The following is a 19,928-nucleotide window of genomic DNA, read 5'->3' on the forward strand; positions in this document are numbered from 1 at the left end:
GCTATAGCCAAGCGGTAAGGCAACGGACTTTGACTCCGTCATTCGTTGGTTCGAATCCAGCTAGCCCAGCCATTCGCGGAAGTAGTTCAGTGGTAGAACACCACCTTGCCAAGGTGGGGGTCGCGGGTTCGAATCCCGTCTTCCGCTCCATTTCTTTCGGCGGCATAGCCAAGTGGTAAGGCAGAGGTCTGCAAAACCTTTACCACCGGTTCGAATCCGGTTGCCGCCTCCATTTTTATATCACGCCGGTGTGGCGGAATTGGCAGACGCGCACGACTCAAAATCGTGTTCCTTCTGGAGTGTCGGTTCGACCCCGACCACCGGTATCTTTAAGTAAAAACGAGTTAAATTATGAAACAATAGATCACGCACAAATGTTGATATATAAATATTTGTGGGTGTTTTTTGTGTTTCTTGAAAACGACTGAAAAAAGTTAGGTTTTGAATTTGTTTTACGCATTTTTTACAAAGAGATTGGAACAAATGTTAACTAATTTTTTATTAAAATAAACATATAGTAACAATTCTGTTGATTTTACAAGTGCATAAAAATACTTAAGATTATGAGAAATTTATTGAACCAGGTCCTATTCAAAAACAAATAGTTTGGGCTCAAGGAAAAATATCAGAAATTACACCTGAGAAGTAGAAGGTTTTTAAGTCGTTCAAAAAACTCTTCAAGAATGACTTTTAACTTCATTCAGCAGAAGTCCTCCACTTCTACAAGTGGGAGATGAATGCAAGTTGCTCTTCGATTCAGTGGGGGTTCAAACCCCGGCTGAATGAAGTTAAGCCTCCGGCGGATGTCTCGGATTTTTCAAGGGTAATTTATCGAGCGAGCTCGATAAAAATCCGGACGCAAATTCGACGAGCGAATTTGATCAAAAGAGCTTGCTTTGAGGATATTAGAGTTGAATCCCTTGCTTAAACTAGACAATTAATAGACAATGATTGTTGGAATTGATATTTCTTTTTATTTGAAGACTGTCTATTTTTTCTGAAAACTGATATTCGCTCATAGGTTTTGATTTTCGAAGTGAATGGGAGGCCGACACAACCGTTCACAGCAATTAGCAGAAAAATGAAAGAGGACAAGCACTCGCAAATGAGTGCTTTTTATTGGTGCAGAGAAGATGACAGGGCTCATATTCTTATGTTTTTACAGGGGGTGGTTGAATGAAGGTTTTTATGGATTTGAAATGGTTCTTTAAACAGGAAAAAAGACCATATATTGTAGGAATCCTTTTATTGATTTTGGTTGCGATGCTGGAATTGGTTCCGCCAAAAATCATTGGGATTATTGTAGATAGTATCAAAGAAGGGACTTTAACAGGAAGCCAACTTCTAAAATGGATGATCATTTTAACGGTCACAGGTATTTCGATGTATGTCATTCGCTATTTCTGGCGGTTCATGATTTTCGGTTCCGCTTATAAGCTTGCTAGACAGCTGCGAGATATGCTGTATTCTCATTTTACGAAAATGTCGCAAACCTTCTACCAAAAGAAAAGAGTTGGAGACTTAATGGCTCATGCGACGAATGACTTACAGGCGATTCAGCAGACCGCAGGAGCCGGCGTATTAACCATGGTCGATTCATTGACGATTGGGATTGCGGTCGTTGTGGTAATGGCAGCTACGATCAGCTGGGAATTAACGCTGATTTGCTTAATCCCTATGCCATTCATGGCGATTATGACGAACTGGTATGGTCGTTTGCTTCATCAACGGTTTTACAAGGCGCAAGAAGCCTTTTCATCTTTGAACGACAAAACGCAGGAGAGTATTACAGGAATTAAAGTCATAAAAACATTTGGTCAAGAAAAGGAAGATGTTGAAGAATTTTATCACCAATCAGCAGATGTCGTGAAAAAGAACTTGGCCGTTGCGCGGGTGGATGCCTTATATGACCCAACCATCGCTGGCATTGTAGGGGTCTCTTTTTTCTTATCCATTGCTTTTGGTGCGAAGTTTGTCATAGATGGAATGATTACAATTGGAGAACTCGTCTCGTTTAATGCTTATTTAGGATTGCTCGTCTGGCCGATGCTGGCATTTGGCTGGCTGTTTAATATTTTGGAAAGAGGAAGGGCTTCTTATGACCGGATCAGGTCGATCCTAGATGAACCAGTGGATGTAAAAGATACACCAGATGCGCTAGATCAAGTTCCAACTGGGGATCTTGCGTTTCATATTGATGATTTTACTTACCTAGGAGAACAGCAGCCGGTATTAAAACAAATTCACTTTAGGTTAAGAAGGGGAGAAACCCTCGGCATTGTCGGAAAAACAGGAGCTGGAAAAACGACTTTATTAAAACTTCTCATTCGAGAGAGTGAAGGGTTTGATGGAGACATTTTGTTTGGCGAAAGACGTATAGACCAATATAAACTTGAAAGGCTTCGTGAAGCCATTGGTTATGTACCACAGGAGCATTTCCTATTTTCTGCGACGGTTGCAGAAAACATTTCATTCGCAAAGCCGGATGCTTCAATCGAGGAGGTTCATCATGCCGCGAAATTAGCGAAGATCGATCAGGATATTCTTCAATTTACGGATGGGTATGAGACGATTGTCGGCGAGAGAGGCGTCTCCCTTTCCGGTGGACAAAAGCAGAGGATATCTATTGCCAGAGCATTATTAATACAACCGGAAGTCTTAATTCTCGATGACTCTTTATCCGCCGTTGATGCGAAAACGGAAGAGGGAATCCTAGCATCATTAAGGGAAACTCGCGCTGGAAAAACAACGATTATTACAGCACACCGTTTAAGTGCAATCCAGCATGCGGATAGGATTCTCGTTCTTGATGAAGGAGAGATTGCCCAAATGGGTACACACGATGAGCTAATGGGACAGGATGGCTGGTACAGGGAAATGTATCTCCATCAGCAGTTAGAAGCAATTGTAGAGAAAGGGGGATCTCATGGGTAAACCAACTGAATTTACAAAACAGGAGCAGCGTACGATCCTTTTTCGCTTGCTTACCTATACGACCCCTCATTATAAAAAAATTATTTTTGCCTTTATTCTGCTTACGTTGGCTACATTGGGGGAAATTGTCGGACCGCTAATGATTGCGCACTTTATTGATCAATATTTAGCACCGAGACATCTTCCTCTTCAGCCATTGCTCGTTTTAGGAGGAGGCTACCTTGCGATTCAAGTAGCAAAGTCGTTTATTACGTATTTTCAACAATATAATTTTCAGGAGATTGCCTTAAAAATCATTCAAAAAATCCGTGTGGATGTCTTTAGAAAAGTACAAGGGCTCGGGTTAAAATATTTTGATAAGACTCCAGCTGGAAGTACGGTTTCTAGAGTGACGAATGATACAGAGGCCATAAAGGAACTGTTTGTAACGGTTCTTGCCAGCTTTATCCAGAGTGGATTTTTACTTATCGGTATTTTTATCGCGATGTTCATCTTAAATGTGAAATTGGCAGCATTTTGTTTAATCATTATTCCGCTTGTCCTTTTGATCATAAAAATGTATCGGAAATACAGTTCGCGTTATTATGCGGAAATGCGTGAACAATTAGGTCTGTTGAATGCAAAGATTAATGAATCATTGCAGGGCATGGCCATGATCCAAATGTTCAGACAGCAGAAAAGACTGGAAAGAGAGTTTTCTGCAATCAACGAAAAGCATTTTCTTGCCGGTCGCAGAAATATTAAACTAGACAGCTTGCTCTTAAGACCTGCAGTCGAGCTCGTGTATATTGGTTCTTTAATTATGGCACTGAGCTATTTCGGGATTACCTCTTTAAATAGTCCTGTCGAAATCGGTGTGGTTTATGCTTTTACAACGTATTTGAATCGTTTCTTTAGGCCAGTGAATGAGGTGATGAGGCAGCTATCGTTGTATCAACAAGCCATTATTGCTGCGGGCAGGGTATTCCGACTGCTTGATGAAACAGAAATGGCACCAGAACAAAAGAATGCTGGTGAAACAAAAATTCAAGATGGGGAAATCCAGTTTCGTGATGTCAGCTTCTCCTATGATGGGAAAAAGGATGTGCTCAAAGATATTTCCTTCACGGCAAAACCCGGTGAGACGGTCGCATTGGTCGGTCATACGGGCAGCGGAAAAAGTTCCATCATTAATTTGCTGATGAGGTTTTATGAATTTGAGCGAGGGGATATTTTGATTGATGGAATGTCCATTAAGGAATATTCACTTGAGGAGTTACGGGGAAAAATGGGGCTCGTCCTTCAAGACCCTTTCCTATTTTATGGGACAGTAAAGGATAACATTCGTTTGCATAACGATTCAATGACCGATGAAAAAGTAAAAGAGGCAGCAGAGTTTGTTCGTGCCCATCGCTTTATCGAAAAGCTAGAAGATGGTTATGAGCATCGAGTCGTTGAGCGTGGCTCGACTTTCTCTAGCGGACAGCGGCAGCTTATTGCATTCGCCAGAACCATTGCGACGAATCCAAAGATTCTTGTTCTCGATGAGGCAACGGCTAATATTGATACGGAAACAGAAGAAGAAATTCAAGCTGCTTTAGCAAAAATGCGTAAAGGGAGAACGACGATTGCAATCGCGCACCGATTATCAACGATTCAAGATGCTGACTTAATTCTCGTTTTACATCAAGGAAACATTGTTGAAAGAGGATCACACCAGGAACTATTGGCTCAAAAAGGACTCTATTATCAAATGTTCCAGTTGCAAAACGGTCTCGTCGTTTCGTAATATTTGTCACAAATATTCACGTGAAAGACTAATATAGCAACTGTTACAAACTAAATCAGTTATTATCTGATTCACGTTCCAACCTTGCAGGAGGGCGTCACTCCTATATGGATCACATTTAATTTTTCAATATGGAATGCCGATCCGCTTCCTTGAACAAGCCTTTTATTACGCAGTAATGAACAGCGCAGCGAAAGGAGAGCGGGTCGGTATTCCCAGCCAATCTTAGCCGGAAAATCAATTGGGACTTATATAGACTAAAAGATAGATTTAGACGATAAGGGAAGAGAAGGGTTTGAGTCATTAATGTATAAAAGCCACGAAACGCGTTTCGTGGCTTTTTAAGTTTTTTCACCCCAACAGTTAAGAGTATTCTCGCAACTGTGTGTAAGTCGTATACATTAAGAGAGTTGAGATTAATATTCAATTCCTTCCGTTATCCTAATATTCTATATCGATTTTTTTGGAAATGGATAGCTTGCAGTCTCTGTATATCCTCTTGCCTATTGAGTCAACTTAAATTTTATTCAACTGTTTTTTTACTCGCATTTTCATCCATAAATGTTTTAAATTGATCTCCCCAATTACAAATGGAAGTGACAACAGGTTCTAATTGAAGACCAATTTCGCTTAGTTGATATTCCACTTTAGGAGGTACAACCGGGTATACGACTCTAGTTATGATATGATCTTCTTCTAATTCCCTTAATTGTCTAATTAACATTCGTTGATTGACATCGGAGAGGTATTTTTGTATTTCACTTAACCTTAATGGAGACTGCTGGAGTAAACACCATATAATTGCTATTTTCCAGCGTCCACCTATCACCGATAAAGCCAAATCCTTGCTAGTAAAAAAAGTTTTGTCTTTATAGAAAATAACCATCTATTATTATCCCCTTTACTGTTGTTTTTTTATTTGTAGTGACAAAAATGTCAGTATTGTTTGGTGAATTATAATATGTAATTATGGAAAAGTAAATGAAGGACAAAAGGCAAAAGGGACACAATTGAAAAGTAAGCTCCTGTTTGATTTAAGTCAGGAGAATACTTTTATCTGGCTTAACTGGCAGTAAGACCCTCCCCTTAAGATTCTGAGTACAATAAAAGAAGATAGTGGGGGATGAAAGAAAACCTCCACTGATGAAAGTTTCACTTTATTGATACCACTTTATTGATATTTTGGCTATAGTGACAAAAATGTCAGTATTGTATCCTAAATACTAATATGAAAAAATATAACTGTAAATACTTATAACAAAGGAAAGAAGGGATTCAATTGAAAAGTAGAGCTGCTGTTGCATTTAAACCAGGAGAACCACTTCAAATTGTGGAAATAGATGTAGAAGAACCAAAAGCAAAAGAGGTATTAGTGAAAATTCTCTATACTTCAGTCTGTCATACAGATGCATTTACATTATCTGGGGATGATCCGGAAGGCGTATTTCCTGCTGTACTAGGTCATGAAGGTGCTGGTGTTGTCGTTGCTGTAGGGGATGAAGTAACTTCAGTAAAACCAGGGGACCATGTGATTCCACTATACACAGCAGAATGTGGAGAATGTAAATTCTGTCGTTCTGGTAAAACAAATTTATGTAGTGCCGTTAGGGAAACCCAGGGGAAAGGGTTAATGCCTGATGGAACCACTCGTTTCTCTTATAATGGAGAGTCAGTTTATCATTACATGGGAACAAGTACATTTAGTGAATATACAGTCGTTTCTGAAGTCTCTTTAGTAAAAATTGACAAGGAAGCTCCACTTGATAAAGTTTGTCTATTTGGATGTGGTGTTACGACAGGGATTGGTGCAGTACATAAGACAGCAAAAGTGGAAGAAGGAGCTGTGACAGCTGTATTTGGTTTAGGCGCCATTGGATTAGCTGTTATTCAAGGATTGGTTCAAGCAAAAGCAAGTCGAATTATTGCCATTGACTTAAATGAAGATAAGTTTGAGTTAGCTAAAAAAATGGGAGCAACTGATTTTATAAATCCATCTAAATTTGATAAACCAATTCAAGAGGTAATCGTTGAAATGACGGATGGGGGAGTCGATTACAGCTTTGAGTGTATTGGGAATGTTGAAGTCATGAGATCTGCTCTTGAATGTTGTCATAAAGGTTGGGGCGAAAGTATTATTATCGGTGTAGCAGGAGCAGGTAAAGAAATTCATACTCGTCCATTCCAATTAGTAACAGGAAGAGTATGGCGTGGATCTGCCTTTGGTGGAGTGAAAGGAAGAACCGAACTGCCAGGAATGGTTGAAGATTATATGAACGGTGAAATTGATTTAGATTCGTTTATCACCCACCACTTAAACTTTACAGACATCAATGAAGCATTTGACTTGCTTCATAAGGGCGAATCCATCCGTACAATTTTAACTTATGGAGAGTGAGAAAGTGAGTCTTAAACTTATTGAAAAACGTCGCTCTTTCGGCGGAGAACAATGTAAATACACTCATTATTCGGAAGCTTTAAAATGCGAGATGACATTTAGTATTTACTTACCATCAAATAAAGAAGAGAAAAAAATTCCTCTTATCTGGTGGCTCTCTGGTTTAACATGTACGGATGATAATTTTAGTCAAAAAAGTGGATTTCAACGATTGGCTGAAAAACATCAAGTGGCCGTTATGATTCCAGATACTTCCCCACGTGGAGAACATGTGCCTGATGATGAAGGATGGGATCTTGGAAAGGGTGCAGGCTTTTATGTCAATGCGACACAAGAGCCGTGGGCAAAGAATTATCATATGTATACGTATATAGTGGAAGAATTAGCAGCAATTGCACCAACATTGGTTCCCCATTTTTCAGGAGAAGAAAGCATAATGGGTCACTCAATGGGTGGGCATGGTGCTTTAGTGATTGGCATGAAAAATAAAGCAAGGTTCAAAGCGATTTCTGCCTTTTCTCCTATTTTAAGTCCAAGTAGAATCCCATGGGGGTTAAAAGCTTTCTCCGCTTATTTAGGGGAAGATCAAGCTTCTTGGAAAGAATGGGATGCTTCAGAGTTGATCAAAGAGGTTGGTATGCCGCCTATTCTCATTACGCAAGGAACTGAGGACCACTTTTATCCAGAACAATTAGATGAAACTTATTTTTTAAAGAATGCTCAAGAAAAGAATCACGTAGTCCATTATGAGAAAAAGGAAGGTTATGATCATAGTTATTTCTTTATAGCTACTTTCTTAGAGGACCATTTCTCTTTTCATATGAAATACTTAAAATCATAATCATTAGGGGATGCAAATGAAAATATTCACATTTCAATTGAATGTGGATATTTTTATATATCCTTCGTCAGATATGTGGTTAATTGGGAGGGATCGCAGCTATGGATTTCAAAAAAATGTTAGCTAATGACCGTGTGAAACCATACTTATTAAAAGCCCGTTATGGGATTGAAAAAGAAAGTCATCGAGTTGACCAGTCGGGAAATTTAGCTAAAACAGATCATCCTAAGAGCATTACGTTAAAAGATGATCACCCATATATTCAACGAGATTTTTCAGAAACACAAATGGAATTAATCACACCTGTTACGGAGACTGTAGAGGATCTGTTTAATTACTTAGCAGCGATCCATGATGTTGCTTATCGCTCAATGGATGATGAAATGCTTTGGCCATTAAGCATGCCACCACAGTTACCAGAAGATGAAGAAGATATTGTGATTGCGAAATTGGAAAATGTCGAAAATGTTCGATATCGTCAATTTTTATCTCAATCTTATGGTCGTCGTAAACAAATGGTTAGCGGAATTCATTTCAACTTTGAATTCGGCAAAGAGTTGGTTCAAGCGTTATTTCGCTCACAATCGGAGATAGAAGATTACCAGCAGTTTAAAGCGGAAATGTATTTAAAGGTGACAAGAAATTATTTACACTACCGTTGGTTTATGACTTATTTTTATGGGGCTTCTCCTCAGAGTGAAAAGAACTTTTTTGAAGATGATTCTTTGAATGAAACCGTAAGAAGCATTAGAGCCAGTAAATACGGTTATGCCAATTCGGATGATGTTCAAGTGTCGTATAGCAGTATTCGGAACTATATATTGGATCTTGCTTCCATGGTTCAAAGAGGGCTTCTATCAGAAGAAAAGGAATTTTATGCACCTGTTCGCTTAAGAGGGGGGCGTCATGTTTCAGATTTAGAAGATCACGGTGTTCAATATATTGAATTGCGCAATATCGATTTAAATCCTTTTGAAAGACATGGAATTAGTGAGGAACAAGTAGAATTTCTTCATCTTTTCTTACTTTATTTACTATGGAAAGATGAAGGTGATCATTGTGATGAATGGGTAAAAATGGGGGATTCCTACAATGAGATCGTGGCTCTTGAGCATCCATTAGCGCGCACACAATTTGAAGTAGAAGCGGACAAGATGATTGATGAGATGGAGCAGTTAGTAGAAATCTTAGATTTACCTGTTTCTGATATGTTATTTGTTCATCTGAGAGAAATGCTAATGGATCCAAGCAAGACTTTAGCGGGCAAACTTTATAAAGAAAATGAAAAAAGCAGTCAAAGTCTAGTAGCTACATTAATCGCTAAAGAAAATTATAAAAAATCCTGGGAGAAACCATATCAATTAGCAGGATTTACTGATATGGAATTGTCCACTCAGATTTTAATGTTTGATGCGATTCAACAAGGTGTGCAAATAGAAATCTTGGATCGACAAGCTCAATTTTTAAAGCTGAAATTAAACGATCATATTGAATATGTGAAAAATGGGAACATGACAAGTAAAGATAATTATGTATCCACTTTAATTATGGAAAATAAAACAGTAACAAAGAAAATTCTTCACCAACATGGATTTCGAGTGCCTAAGGGTGAAGAGTTTCAAACAATCGATCAAGCTTTACAATCCTATCATTTATTTTCCACTAAACCTTTTGTTGTGAAGCCGAAAACAACAAACTATGGGTTAGGAATATCCATCTTCAAAGATGGTGCAAAGGAAGAAGATTATCTTAAAGCACTCACTTTAGCCTTTAAAGAAGATCATTCTGTTATAGTAGAAGAATTTATGAAAGGAACAGAATATCGATTTTTTGTGTTAAATGATCAAGTTCATGCTGTTTTATTACGAATTCCTGCGAATGTAAAAGGTGACGGTAAACATACTATTGAAGAATTAGTCATAGAAAAGAATCGTGACCCGCTAAGAGGAAGAGATCATCGGACCCCTTTAGAAACGATACAATTAGGTGAATTAGAGAACCTGATGCTTAAAGGTCAAGGATATCAAATGGATTCCATTCTAGAAAAGGATGTAATCGTCTATCTTCGTGAAAATTCTAATATTAGTACAGGCGGAGATTCCATTGATGTGACCGATCTCATTCCTGATGATTATAAAAAAATTGCAGTGGATGCGGTATCCGCCCTAGGCGTTAAAATTTGTGGAATCGATTTAATTATTGAAGATACAGAAGTTCCTGCAACCGATAAAAACGCTTATGGAATTATTGAAGCGAACTTTAATCCATCCATGTATATGCATGTTTATCCATATAAAGGCAAATCACGAAGATTAACCATGCATATTATCCAGTATTTATTCCCTGAACTATTACAAAGTCAGGACTCGAAATTTATCAAACTAGGGGTACCGCTAGCAAAACGCGAATTTACAATGGTACCATGTTAATGCAAGGGGACGGTTCTCCCGTTTTCCAAATAATTAGGGAAACAAGAGAACCATCCCACTGTGTACCTAAGAAAGGAGATTGGAACGATGATTGCTGCTTATGAAGAAGATGTAGCTAGTTTTGATAAAATTGATTCCGCAAAAGCACAGGAATTGATAAAAGGAGAAGGCGAAGCGGTTATCTACATTGGCAAGGCTGTATGTCCTTATTGTCAATTATTCATTAAAAAACTAAAAAAAGTGGCTGTAGAAACGGATACTCACATCTATTATATCAATAGTGTGGAGGAATCTGATATGGAAGGGATTACGGCCTTCCGTAATGAATATGACATTCCAACGGTTCCCGGTTTCATCTATACGAATGGTGACACAGTAAACGTGAAATGCGATTCATCCATGTCAGAAGAAGAAATCAAAACTTTTATCAATAAATAACTCAATACCAATGACAAGTGTCTGCTACATTTTGCTTGGAACATTTTTAAACAAGGTATATATTAATTTGAAAATCTAAAAAGATAAATCGTGTTATTCAATGAAAGGGCGCTTTTCTTCAATATCACAAAATATCAATCGCTAGATACAGTGATTCCATCTAAAAGTTTAAGGTAAACGAGATATTTTTTACACAACACTCACACATAACCTTATAATTTCAGCCCTGATCGCGTTATTTCGACCCCGACCACCGGTATCATTAGATTAAACACTCACAAATGTTGACATTACAATGTTTGTGAGTGTTTTTTGTTTGGAAGGAAAATATAACTATTCCATATATTAAATGATTTCTAGGAGGAATTAATATTCTTTTATAGAAAATGAGATTTGATAGTTAAATTATAGATACATCGTTTTGAATAGTAATCTAAATAAGGAGTATGTCATGACCATAATCATTAAATTAAATCTAACAAAATACAAAAAAATGGCGGTAATAAATCAACCTAGTGAATATAATCTATTTTCTAATTGCCAAACAACATTAACTGGAGAACATGATGCTATATTCATTTTTGTTGAAAGTATTGATGACATCGTCCAGCATACTCAACGTATTTTTAATGAGAAGTACTTGCTTGATAAAGGGTATTTGTTTTTTGCTTACCCGAAGAAAGGGAATAAGAGGTATCCTACTTTTGTTCATAGGGATGAGATTTTTCCAGCATTAAAGGTTGGAGATGATGGTTATGTACAGGATAGTGATTTGAAGTTTTCCCGGATGGTAAGCATGGATGATACGTTTACTGTTGTTGGACTTAAGCATGAGCAGAAGAAATCGAAAAAATCATCAGCTGCAAGCCAGTGTGTCGCAGATTATGAACATAATGTAGAAGATGTCAAAAAACTATTAACTGACTATCCGAATGAACTTGCATTCTATCAGAATCTGACACCAGGTTATCAAAGAGATTGGGCTCGCTATATTTTTTCTGCCAAACAACAAAAAACACGTGAAAAACGTCAGGAACAAATGGTTGATATACTATCACAAGGCTATAAAACAGTTGATTTGTATCGACTAAACAAGAAATAGATGATATTTTTGAGGGCAAATGACAGGGGGAGATTGGTTGAGTGTCAATTTTGAAGTGAAAAGAACCATCAAGGCATCCCAACAACCAGTGTATAGCAGTTTATTTGATCTTGATGCTGCTAGGAATTGGATGCAAGGCTTTGTGCGAATAGAACGGTTGGATGATGCTCCGGTGCAGGTGGGGAGCAAATGGCTCGAAACTAGGAAGATGTTTGGTAAAGAGGCTACTGAGCACTTTGAAGTAGTTGAACTGAACGGTACTGATAAAATTGTTCTGCGCTGTGATGGAACGAAAGGCACCACGGGCAAAGGAGAATTTGTGTTTACATATACACTTGTATCGTCAGGCGAAGAAACAGAGGTTACTTTAAATGGGGAGATAAATGGTCTTACTGGTTTAACAAAGCTTTTCGGGAAGCTGATGGTGGGAACTTTTAGTAAAGCGTGTGCGAAGGATTTAGATGCATTAAAAAGCTATTTAGAGAATGGAAAGAATGAATACACACTCAACCAATCGTTTAAGGGATAAAATAAACCTGCTGGCTTGTATAAAATTCTGTATTTGTTTCCATAATAGGCGTGGACATCGTAGAGGAACAGTTTTGCTGTATAGATTCATATAAACTTAAATTTTACGAAAAATTAGGAGGAAATTATGGGAAGACCAATTCATTTTGAAGTTCATGTAGATGATATGGAACGAGCGCAGAAATTCTATGGAGAAGTATTTGGCTGGAAGTTTGAAGACTGGAGTGAGTATGCAGGAATACCATATTTTGGAGCTGCCACGGGTGGTGAAAATGAGCTTGGTATTAACGGTGCGTTAATGCAAAGGCAAGGCCCTTCTCCAGCACAGAATCAGCCATTAAGTGGTTACGCCTGTACAATGGGAATAGAAGATTACGATTCAACTGAAGCTAAAATTCTTAGTCATGGCGGGAAGGTCGCCTTGCCAAAACATGCATTACCTGGAATGGCGTGGCAGGGATATTACATGGATACAGAAGGAAATATTTTCGGCATTCACCAGCCAGACAAGAATGCGAAATAAAATTAATCTAGATTTGGCAACACTCACAAATGTTTTGTGAGTGTTTTTACTGCTTAGTGTTAAATGTATATGGAATGCCAATCATTTTAGCGGTAGACTCATCGTACGATACCAAATCTTCTTTTGTTAATTCTTTTAAAGAGTGTTTTCCCATGGCTCTTAACGCCATTTTCATTTCCTCGATACTTGCTGTTAAGAACTTTTCCGCTGATTTTATGCCGTCTTCTACTTTAAATTGATCTTTGAATTTCCCATCATACCAAACCGCTTGTGTGGGCGGTTCAAATGGAAGGGCATTTAGGGATTGAGTATGTGCAAGTGTAAATAACATAGCTGAGCCTACATATACCGCATCAGCACCGAGGGCAAGGACTTTTAAAAAATGCCCAGGTACTAAAAGACCGCCTGACACGATTAAACTAATTTGTTCTTTCATATTTCTTTTTGTTAAGTGATTAACAGCCCTAACAACTCCATGCAATGTTGGGATTCCAAAGTCATCGCATAAAATGGGAGGTGCCTCTTTCATGGCTGCTTGTCCGCCATCAATCGCAATATAATCCACGCCCATTTCAATTAAATGATCGATATCTTCTTCAATTTTTCCTCCCATGCCTATTTTCACTCCAATGGGAACACCGCCTGATATACTCCGAAGTTCCTCCACAAGCTCTTTCATATCCTGTAATGTTTGGTTTTCAAAAAAATTCTCATCAATCACGGCATCTTCATTTTCCTCAAGTCCCATTACTTCGCGAGCACGCCCTTTTAAATCTTGGGCTTTAATCGTTCTGCCCATGCCAACGATTGCCCCTTGACCTAATTTAATTTCGATCATGTCAGCACGCTTAATAGTATCATCTTCCTTTGCCCACGTTGCTTTGGAAAATTGTAAAATATATTTCCCTGCAGCATCTAACTCCTCGGGTAAAATACCGCCTTCACCAGAATTTATGGCGGTTCCGGCATTTTTTGCTGCTGTTGTTAAAGAAAGCCTTGCCTGTTCGCTAATCCCGATTCCATAGCCCATCCCGCTGATGATTAGTGGAATAGAGAGTTTCATCGGTTTTTTTGCTTTTGGTCCAATAGTGACCATCATATCTACTTCCTCCTCACCATTGGTTGGGAAGGGTGAAACTTGAGCAGGAATAAAGGTAACGGATTCTAAATGCGGCCACTTTTTTGCTGAACCAGTAAGCGGCCGATGAAGGATGGTGCCTGTTTCAGCACGCAAGCTATTTTCTAGCAGATTTTGAATGCCCATATGCCGTAGTCCTGGCATCAACTCCATAATATTTTCTTGATAGCTATCGGTTAAAATAATCTTTCCAGCCTTTTTCACAACTTGTTTAAAAATCCAACGCCAGCCTAACAATATAAATAAAGATAAGACAAATAAAATGCTTATCATTGCAAATACCAAATAGGATAAAATGTTCAGCATATTCACTTCTCCATTATTACATTAATTTCATTCACCATTACAATTTACAGGAAAATAACTGCCATTCAGTGCTCTTTTTGTTCACCTTCCCAAGCATCAAATGTATAAGGAATTCCAATCATTTTAGCGGTTAGTTCATCATATGAAACTAAGTCTTTTTTTGACAATTCTTTTAAAGAACGTTTTCCCATGGCTCTTAACGCCATTTTCATTTCCTCTACACTCGCTGTTAAGAATTTCTCCGCTGATTTTACACCGTCTTCGATGTTAAATTGGTCTTTGTATTTTCCTTGATTCCAAACAGCTTGTGTAGGTGGTTCAAATGGCAAGGCATTCAATGATTGCGTGTGCGAGACAGCAAATAATATGGCAGAGCCTAGATAAACAGCATCTGCACCGAGTGCAAGTACTTTTAAAAAATGTCCAGGTACAAAAAGTCCACCTGAAACAATTAAACTAATTTGTCCTTTCATTTTTCTTTTTTCTAAATGCTCAACAGCCCGAACAACGGCATGTAATGTCGGTATTCCTATATCATCACTTAAAATAGGGGGGGCACCGAGAGTTGCAGCCTGGCCGCCGTCTATTGCAATAAAATCAACACCTAAATCAATTAGATGGTCAAGATCCTCTTCAATTTTTCCACCTGTCCCTATTTTGACTCCTATAGGAACACCACCCGTGAGGTTTCTAAGTTCTTCAACAAGGTCCTTTACATCTTGTAATGTTTGATTTTCAAAGAAAGTATCAAAAATTACTGCTTCTTCATTTTCTTTAAGTCCCATCACATCACGAGCACGACCAGTTAAATTTTTGGGTGAAATCCTGCCGCCCATTCCGAATAATGCACCTTGTCCAAACTTAATTTCAATCATGTCAGCACGCTTAATTTTCTCTTCTTCCTTTGACCATTCTGTTTTAGAAAATTGCAAAATATATTTTCCTGCTGTGTTTAATTCTTCAGGCATCACTCCCCCTTCTCCAGAATTAATAGCAGTTCCTACATTTTTGGCTGCTTCCGCCAAAGATAACCTCACTTGTTCACTGAGTGCAATCCCATAGGCCATACCGCTGATCATAAGTGGAATTTGAATTTCCATTGGTTTTTTTGCTTTTGGTCCGATTGTGACCGTCACATCTACTTCTTCGTCTCCATCAATTGGAAATGGTGTCGTCTGTGCCGGAATAAAGGTAATCGGATCTAAATGCGGCCATTTTTTTGAAGAACCAAGTGGACGATGAAGAACGTCACCTGTTTCAGCACGCAAGCTATTTTCCAGCATATTTTGAATGCCCATATGCCGAAGTCCTGGCATCAATTCCATAATATTTTCTTGATAGCTGTCGGTTAAAATGATTTTCCCTATACTCTTCACCATTTTTTTCATCCACCAACGCCAAGCCGCAAGCACGAAAATAAAAAGGACAAATAATATGGAAACCATGGCAAAAGCTACATAGTATAAAACGTTTAACATATCTTCTTCTCCACTATCAATATTTATTAGTTATTCATACTCTTCATTATTTCTCAAAAAGAGGGAATTATGTTATTTAATGAAAGATTTACCGTGAAAACATAAAGTAGCATGGTTTTTACTTTCTAAATCAGAAGTACTTTTAGGAAAGGAGGATTAGTTGTATGGATATCATGGGAGATATTGGTCGCCGTCCTTGGCCGTTGCCTTCAAAGAATTGGATTATGCGTCAACGTTGGAGAAACCTATTATTTTCTCATTGGCCCATTCCGCCAGAAATTTTAAGGCGTCACATTCCTTCTGCCTTAGAAATTGATACTTATCAGGGTTATGCCTATTTGGGAGTGATTGTATTCGTGATAGAAGGAATACACCCTCGGGGATTATCATCTATATCCTTAACTCCTGTATTCCCGGAAGTTAATCTAAGGACATATGTTCATTATCAGGGCAAACCTGGTGTTTTTTTTCTTTCGCTTGATGTGGAAGACTGGGCCTCCTATACCATTGCAAGGCGATGGTATCGTTTGCCTTACAAAAAAGCCTCGATTTTGTTTCAAAAGGATGGAGAAACCTGTATTTGTCAAAGTGTACGTAAAGGTACAATAGACCCTTCTATTTCATTTGGGGTAAAATATGAGCCCACATCAGAGTTGTATTTTCCAAAAGAAGGAACGCTGGATTATTGGCTGACTGAGAGATACTGTCTCTTTAGTACGAATAATGGCAGCAATATCTATTCTGGTGAAATTCACCATCAACCCTGGCCATTGCAAAAAGCTGAGGCAGAAATAAGCAAGAATACGCTATTTACCCCGTTTAAAATGGAAGGAGTGGAAGGAAAGCCTATCTATCATTTTTCGAAAGGATTGGATACATTATTTTGGAATATCAAGAAAATGTGAGAGGAATGTCAGGATTGGGGTTTTCTGTATAAAATAGCCTAAATGAAGAATTCTAGAATAAAGGAATTCGGTATCTGCAAGATGAGGGGGATTCTGCTTGATTCGTAATATCGATAAATTGCTAAAGAAAAAAAAGGAAAAGAAGCCGACGGCATCAAACAATCAGGAAAATTCCAAGCCAAAAGAGGCTCTTTCAGGCAATTTAGATCAAGATGTCGATACCTTTCGTTCCATTTATCAAAATTGTTCAGATGTTGTATTTCGTTCTTTTTTTATTTCGGGACAAAAGAAAGCGATGCTCATTTATATTGAAGGACTTTCAGATGTTGAGGGAATCGAGAATTTTGTACTTCTTCCTTTCATGAGAGAAATCAGTCCTTCTGGTTCCTTGAATGAATATCTCGAACATAAAATGCCTGTCTCGAAGGTGAAAAAAGTAAATACAGTGGCAGGATGTATTGAGTCGATTTCAAATGGAAATCCTCTTCTTTTATGTGAAGGAGATGTTAATGCTTATTCCTTAGGTTTGGCTAAACGGGAGCAGCGATCGATTGAAGAACCCGTAGCTGAAGGGGGAATTAGAGGTTCACGAGAAGGGTTTACGGAATCGCTTGCGATAGGAACTTCTCTATTGCGGCGTATTATTAAAAGTCCTGCTCTTAAAATGCAATCGATGACAATTGGAAGTTATTCGAGAACAAATGTTGTACTTGCTTATATTGAGGGAGTTGCAGATAAAACACTGATTGAAGAAATCATGAATCGTCTGAATCGAATTAAAATTGATGGAATATTAGAGAGCGGGTATATTGAAGAAATGATTGAGGATAATCCCTATTCCCCTTTCCCGCAAATTATGACAACAGAACGGCCAGATATTGCTTGTTCTAATCTATTGGAGGGCCGGGCAGCCATTCTAATAGAAGGAACTCCCTTTTGTTTAATTGCTCCTATTTCTTTTTTTTCTTTGCTTCAATCACATGAAGATTACTATCAACGATTTATGATAGGAACAGTCATTCGTTGGCTTCGTTATCTTTTTTTGGGAATCTCCCTATTGTTACCTTCATTATATGTGGCTGTTTTGACGTTTCATCAAGAAATGGTGCCCGCTCAATTGCTCCTTAGTATGGCAGCTTCCCGTGAAGCAGTTCCTTTTCCGGCCATTGTTGAAGCGCTGCTAATGGAAATTGCATTTGAGGCACTGCGGGAGGCAGGTATTCGATTACCGAAACAAATTGGTTCAGCTGTCAGCATTGTTGGGGCGCTCGTGATTGGTCAAGCGGCTGTTCAAGCAGGGTTGGTTTCAGCACCCATGGTCATTATTGTAGCGATGACAGGAATCTCTTCCTTTATGGTTCCTCGATATATTGCTGGAATTGCGATTCGGATGCTGCGTTTTCCAATTATGCTGCTTGCCTCTACTTTAGGATTACTTGGCATCGTGATGGGAGTTATTGCTATAGCGATTCATTTATGCACCTTACGTTCCTTCGGTGTACCGTATTTATCGCCACTAGCACCGCTAAAAGCCCGTGAGCTAAAAGACGTATTGTGGAGATCTCCTTTGTGGATGATGGATACGCGCCCACACCTTACCGGGGAATCCAATGTATACCGTCAGGTTTCGGGACAGACACCAAGTCCGAAAAAGGGCGATAAAACAGAGTAAAAAGCAGGGGAAGATGAACAAACATGATGGAAAGAGGCAATGGACAATATTTCGTGAAAAGGATTCCGCTTGTGCTTTCAATTTGTATGTCAATCTTTGTCTTAAGTGGATGCTGGGATCGGGTGGAAGTCAATGACTTGGCGATTATCACTGGAGCTGCCATCGATAAAGGTGGTGATAATCAAATTGAACTCTCCCTCCAAATCTTTATACCCAAAACATTAGGAAGCGGGGGAGGACAAGCTGGTGGAAGCGGAGGAGGGAAAATGACAGTCACTGCATCTCAAACAGGAAAAAATATTGCAGATGCTCTTTCAAAGCTTCAAGGGAAGATTCCTCGTGAAATTTTTTGGGGACAATGCAAAGTATTCGTAATTGGAGAAGAATTAGCGAAACAGGGAATTCAAGAGCAGATGGACTTTTTACTCCGTCATCCTGAGCCGAGGGGAAGAGCCTATGTCTATGTTAGTGAAGGGAAGGCAAAGACGATTCTTGAAGTAGTACCTAATCTAGAAAGGTATTCGGCAGAAGTTTTGCGGGAGATAACAAATTATCGTATCGGGATGCAAATTACACTTCAGGACGTAGATGAAATGTTGACAGGCATAGCTCCAGCCGTTGCACTTCCATATGTTCATATTGAAAAAGAACAGACAAGTGAAGGAAAATCGCTTAAGTATGTTCATATTGATGGAACGGCTGTTTTCCACAAGGATCAAATGGTTGGAATCCTTACGGAAGCGGAAACTAGAGGTGTTTTATGGTTAAGAGATGAAATCAGAGGATATACAGTAAATGTCGGAATTGAAGGTGAGGAAGGGCTTGTGTCTTTGAATCCGGTAGCAGCACGTGTTCATTTGAATCCTCAAATTGAAGGGGATAAATGGAAAATGACTGTGGATGTGGATACAGAAGGAGCGATTGTCCAAAATGAAACGAATATTAATTTTCATGATCCAAAGTTGTTGAAAAAGGTAGAACATGCCTATCAGAAAAGTATTGAAACTCGTATAGAAGAGGCCCTTAACCAAATACAGCATAAATTGCATGCAGATATCGTTGGTTTTTCAAAAGAATTTTATCGAAAATATCCTAATGAATGGAAAAGAGTTGAAAACCGCTGGGATGAGATGTTTTCGGAAATGGACATAACGATTAATGTTATGGCTCATATTCGCAGGGATGGTTATATCAATGAGCCAGGAGCAATGACAAAAGAAGAGGTGAAAGAAAAGTGAGATGGGGAGCATTTTTCGGAACGACACTTATTATTACCATACTTATTTTCATGCAATGGCCAAAAATTAAAAAATACTCTAAAAAAGAAAAATTGGTCTTTTTCATTCTGCTTTTTATCGGTTGGGGATTATCTCTGTTCGATCTTCCGCATATAGCGGGGCCAACGACATGGATGAAAGTAATTTTCAAACCATTTGCACCGCTCATAGAGTCATAAAAACAATCATTTTAT

16 protein-coding genes and 3 tRNA genes are annotated in these 19,928 nt (G+C 38.6%); 16 read left to right on the forward strand and 3 right to left on the reverse strand.

Annotated elements, in window-relative coordinates; translation table 11 throughout:
- Window positions 1-75: 75 nt before the first annotated feature.
- From F4V44_RS00520 to F4V44_RS00540, 5 genes are all read left to right on the forward strand, one after another.
- Window positions 76-150: transfer RNA gene (locus F4V44_RS00520), tRNA-Gly, on the forward strand.
- 8 nt (window positions 151-158) lie between these two features.
- A tRNA-Cys gene (locus tag F4V44_RS00525) sits at window positions 159-232 on the forward strand.
- Between the two features lie 12 nt (window positions 233-244).
- A tRNA-Leu gene (locus tag F4V44_RS00530) sits at window positions 245-326 on the forward strand.
- 850 nt (window positions 327-1,176) lie between these two features.
- A complete protein-coding gene (locus F4V44_RS00535) occupies window positions 1,177-2,934 on the forward strand; it encodes an ABC transporter transmembrane domain-containing protein (protein ID WP_150438033.1) in 1,758 nt (585 codons plus the stop codon).
- Entirely contained in the window at window positions 2,927-4,702 is a 1,776-nt protein-coding gene (locus F4V44_RS00540) for an ABC transporter ATP-binding protein (RefSeq protein ID WP_150438034.1), read from the forward strand. Before F4V44_RS00535 ends, F4V44_RS00540 begins: the two co-directional genes overlap by 8 nt.
- A gap of 523 nt (window positions 4,703-5,225) precedes the next feature.
- Here F4V44_RS00540 and F4V44_RS00545 read toward each other — a convergent pair.
- Entirely contained in the window at window positions 5,226-5,588 is a 363-nt protein-coding gene (locus F4V44_RS00545; RefSeq protein ID WP_150438035.1) for a winged helix-turn-helix transcriptional regulator, read from the reverse strand.
- Between the two features lie 393 nt (window positions 5,589-5,981).
- On the opposite strand from F4V44_RS00545, the gene F4V44_RS00550 reads away from it, so the two are divergent.
- From F4V44_RS00550 to F4V44_RS00580, 7 genes are all read left to right on the forward strand, one after another.
- Window positions 5,982-7,097 carry an S-(hydroxymethyl)glutathione dehydrogenase/class III alcohol dehydrogenase gene (locus F4V44_RS00550; protein ID WP_150438036.1) on the forward strand — a complete coding sequence of 372 codons (1,116 nt, stop codon included), beginning with the start codon at window positions 5,982-5,984 and terminating at the stop codon, window positions 7,095-7,097.
- A 4-nt stretch (window positions 7,098-7,101) separates the two neighbouring features.
- Entirely contained in the window at window positions 7,102-7,938 is an 837-nt protein-coding gene (gene fghA, locus F4V44_RS00555; RefSeq protein WP_150438037.1) for an S-formylglutathione hydrolase, read from the forward strand.
- 101 nt (window positions 7,939-8,039) lie between these two features.
- The gene (gene gshAB / locus F4V44_RS00560; protein WP_150438038.1) at window positions 8,040-10,367 is read left to right on the forward strand and encodes a bifunctional glutamate--cysteine ligase GshA/glutathione synthetase GshB; all 2,328 of its coding nucleotides are present in this window, start codon (window positions 8,040-8,042) and stop codon (window positions 10,365-10,367) included.
- An 87-nt stretch (window positions 10,368-10,454) separates the two neighbouring features.
- Complete coding sequence (locus F4V44_RS00565) at window positions 10,455-10,805, forward strand: thioredoxin domain-containing protein (protein ID WP_150438039.1); 351 nt, start codon at window positions 10,455-10,457, stop codon at window positions 10,803-10,805.
- A gap of 451 nt (window positions 10,806-11,256) precedes the next feature.
- The gene (locus F4V44_RS00570) at window positions 11,257-11,907 is read left to right on the forward strand and encodes a YdeI/OmpD-associated family protein (RefSeq protein WP_150438040.1); all 651 of its coding nucleotides are present in this window, start codon (window positions 11,257-11,259) and stop codon (window positions 11,905-11,907) included.
- A 37-nt stretch (window positions 11,908-11,944) separates the two neighbouring features.
- Window positions 11,945-12,436: an SRPBCC family protein gene (locus F4V44_RS00575; RefSeq protein WP_150438041.1), complete on the forward strand. Its 492-nt coding sequence runs from the start codon at window positions 11,945-11,947 to the stop codon at window positions 12,434-12,436.
- A 126-nt stretch (window positions 12,437-12,562) separates the two neighbouring features.
- Window positions 12,563-12,958 (forward strand): VOC family protein, encoded by a 396-nt coding sequence (locus F4V44_RS00580; RefSeq protein WP_150438042.1) that lies wholly within the window; start codon window positions 12,563-12,565, stop codon window positions 12,956-12,958.
- A gap of 46 nt (window positions 12,959-13,004) precedes the next feature.
- On the opposite strand, the gene F4V44_RS00585 is transcribed toward F4V44_RS00580, so the two are convergent.
- Entirely contained in the window at window positions 13,005-14,402 is a 1,398-nt protein-coding gene (locus tag F4V44_RS00585; RefSeq protein WP_150438043.1) for an FMN-binding glutamate synthase family protein, read from the reverse strand.
- Window positions 14,403-14,467: 65 nt separating this feature from the next.
- The gene (locus F4V44_RS00590; protein WP_150438044.1) at window positions 14,468-15,880 is read right to left on the reverse strand and encodes an FMN-binding glutamate synthase family protein; all 1,413 of its coding nucleotides are present in this window, start codon (window positions 15,878-15,880) and stop codon (window positions 14,468-14,470) included.
- Window positions 15,881-16,044: 164 nt separating this feature from the next.
- Here F4V44_RS00590 and F4V44_RS00595 point away from each other — a divergent pair, with 164 nt between their 5' ends.
- The 4 genes from F4V44_RS00595 to F4V44_RS00610 all read left to right on the forward strand — a co-directional run bounded on the left by F4V44_RS00595 (window position 16,045) and on the right by F4V44_RS00610 (window position 19,913).
- Window positions 16,045-16,785 (forward strand): YqjF family protein, encoded by a 741-nt coding sequence (locus F4V44_RS00595; RefSeq protein ID WP_150438045.1) that lies wholly within the window; start codon window positions 16,045-16,047, stop codon window positions 16,783-16,785.
- A 97-nt stretch (window positions 16,786-16,882) separates the two neighbouring features.
- The gene (locus F4V44_RS00600) at window positions 16,883-18,457 is read left to right on the forward strand and encodes a spore germination protein (RefSeq protein WP_150438046.1); all 1,575 of its coding nucleotides are present in this window, start codon (window positions 16,883-16,885) and stop codon (window positions 18,455-18,457) included.
- A 23-nt stretch (window positions 18,458-18,480) separates the two neighbouring features.
- The gene (locus tag F4V44_RS00605) at window positions 18,481-19,695 is read left to right on the forward strand and encodes a Ger(x)C family spore germination protein (RefSeq protein ID WP_150438047.1); all 1,215 of its coding nucleotides are present in this window, start codon (window positions 18,481-18,483) and stop codon (window positions 19,693-19,695) included.
- Complete coding sequence (locus F4V44_RS00610; protein ID WP_150438048.1) at window positions 19,692-19,913, forward strand: hypothetical protein; 222 nt, start codon at window positions 19,692-19,694, stop codon at window positions 19,911-19,913. The genes F4V44_RS00605 and F4V44_RS00610 overlap by 4 nt, the downstream gene beginning before the upstream one ends.
- The last annotated feature ends 15 nt before the right edge of the window (window positions 19,914-19,928 follow it).

The organism is Niallia endozanthoxylica, from assembly GCF_008710145.1.
In the GTDB taxonomy this organism is placed as follows: domain Bacteria; phylum Bacillota; class Bacilli; order Bacillales; family Cytobacillaceae; genus Bacillus_BD; species Bacillus_BD endozanthoxylica.

Bases quoted from the DNA above. Each gene is read 5' to 3' on its own strand.
- F4V44_RS00535 (WP_150438033.1), top strand. From the start codon at position 1,177: ATGAAGGTTTTTATGGATTTGAAATGGTTCTTTAAACAGGAAAAAAGA.
- F4V44_RS00540 (WP_150438034.1), top strand. From the start codon at position 2,927: ATGGGTAAACCAACTGAATTTACAAAACAGGAGCAGCGTACGATCCTT.
- F4V44_RS00545 (WP_150438035.1), bottom strand. From the start codon at position 5,588: ATGGTTATTTTCTATAAAGACAAAACTTTTTTTACTAGCAAGGATTTG.
- gshAB (WP_150438038.1), top strand. From the start codon at position 8,040: ATGGATTTCAAAAAAATGTTAGCTAATGACCGTGTGAAACCATACTTA.
- F4V44_RS00565 (WP_150438039.1), top strand. From the start codon at position 10,455: ATGATTGCTGCTTATGAAGAAGATGTAGCTAGTTTTGATAAAATTGAT.
- F4V44_RS00570 (WP_150438040.1), top strand. From the start codon at position 11,257: ATGACCATAATCATTAAATTAAATCTAACAAAATACAAAAAAATGGCG.
- F4V44_RS00580 (WP_150438042.1), top strand. From the start codon at position 12,563: ATGGGAAGACCAATTCATTTTGAAGTTCATGTAGATGATATGGAACGA.
- F4V44_RS00585 (WP_150438043.1), bottom strand. From the start codon at position 14,402: ATGCTGAACATTTTATCCTATTTGGTATTTGCAATGATAAGCATTTTA.
- F4V44_RS00590 (WP_150438044.1), bottom strand. From the start codon at position 15,880: ATGTTAAACGTTTTATACTATGTAGCTTTTGCCATGGTTTCCATATTA.
- F4V44_RS00595 (WP_150438045.1), top strand. From the start codon at position 16,045: ATGGATATCATGGGAGATATTGGTCGCCGTCCTTGGCCGTTGCCTTCA.
- F4V44_RS00605 (WP_150438047.1), top strand. From the start codon at position 18,481: ATGATGGAAAGAGGCAATGGACAATATTTCGTGAAAAGGATTCCGCTT.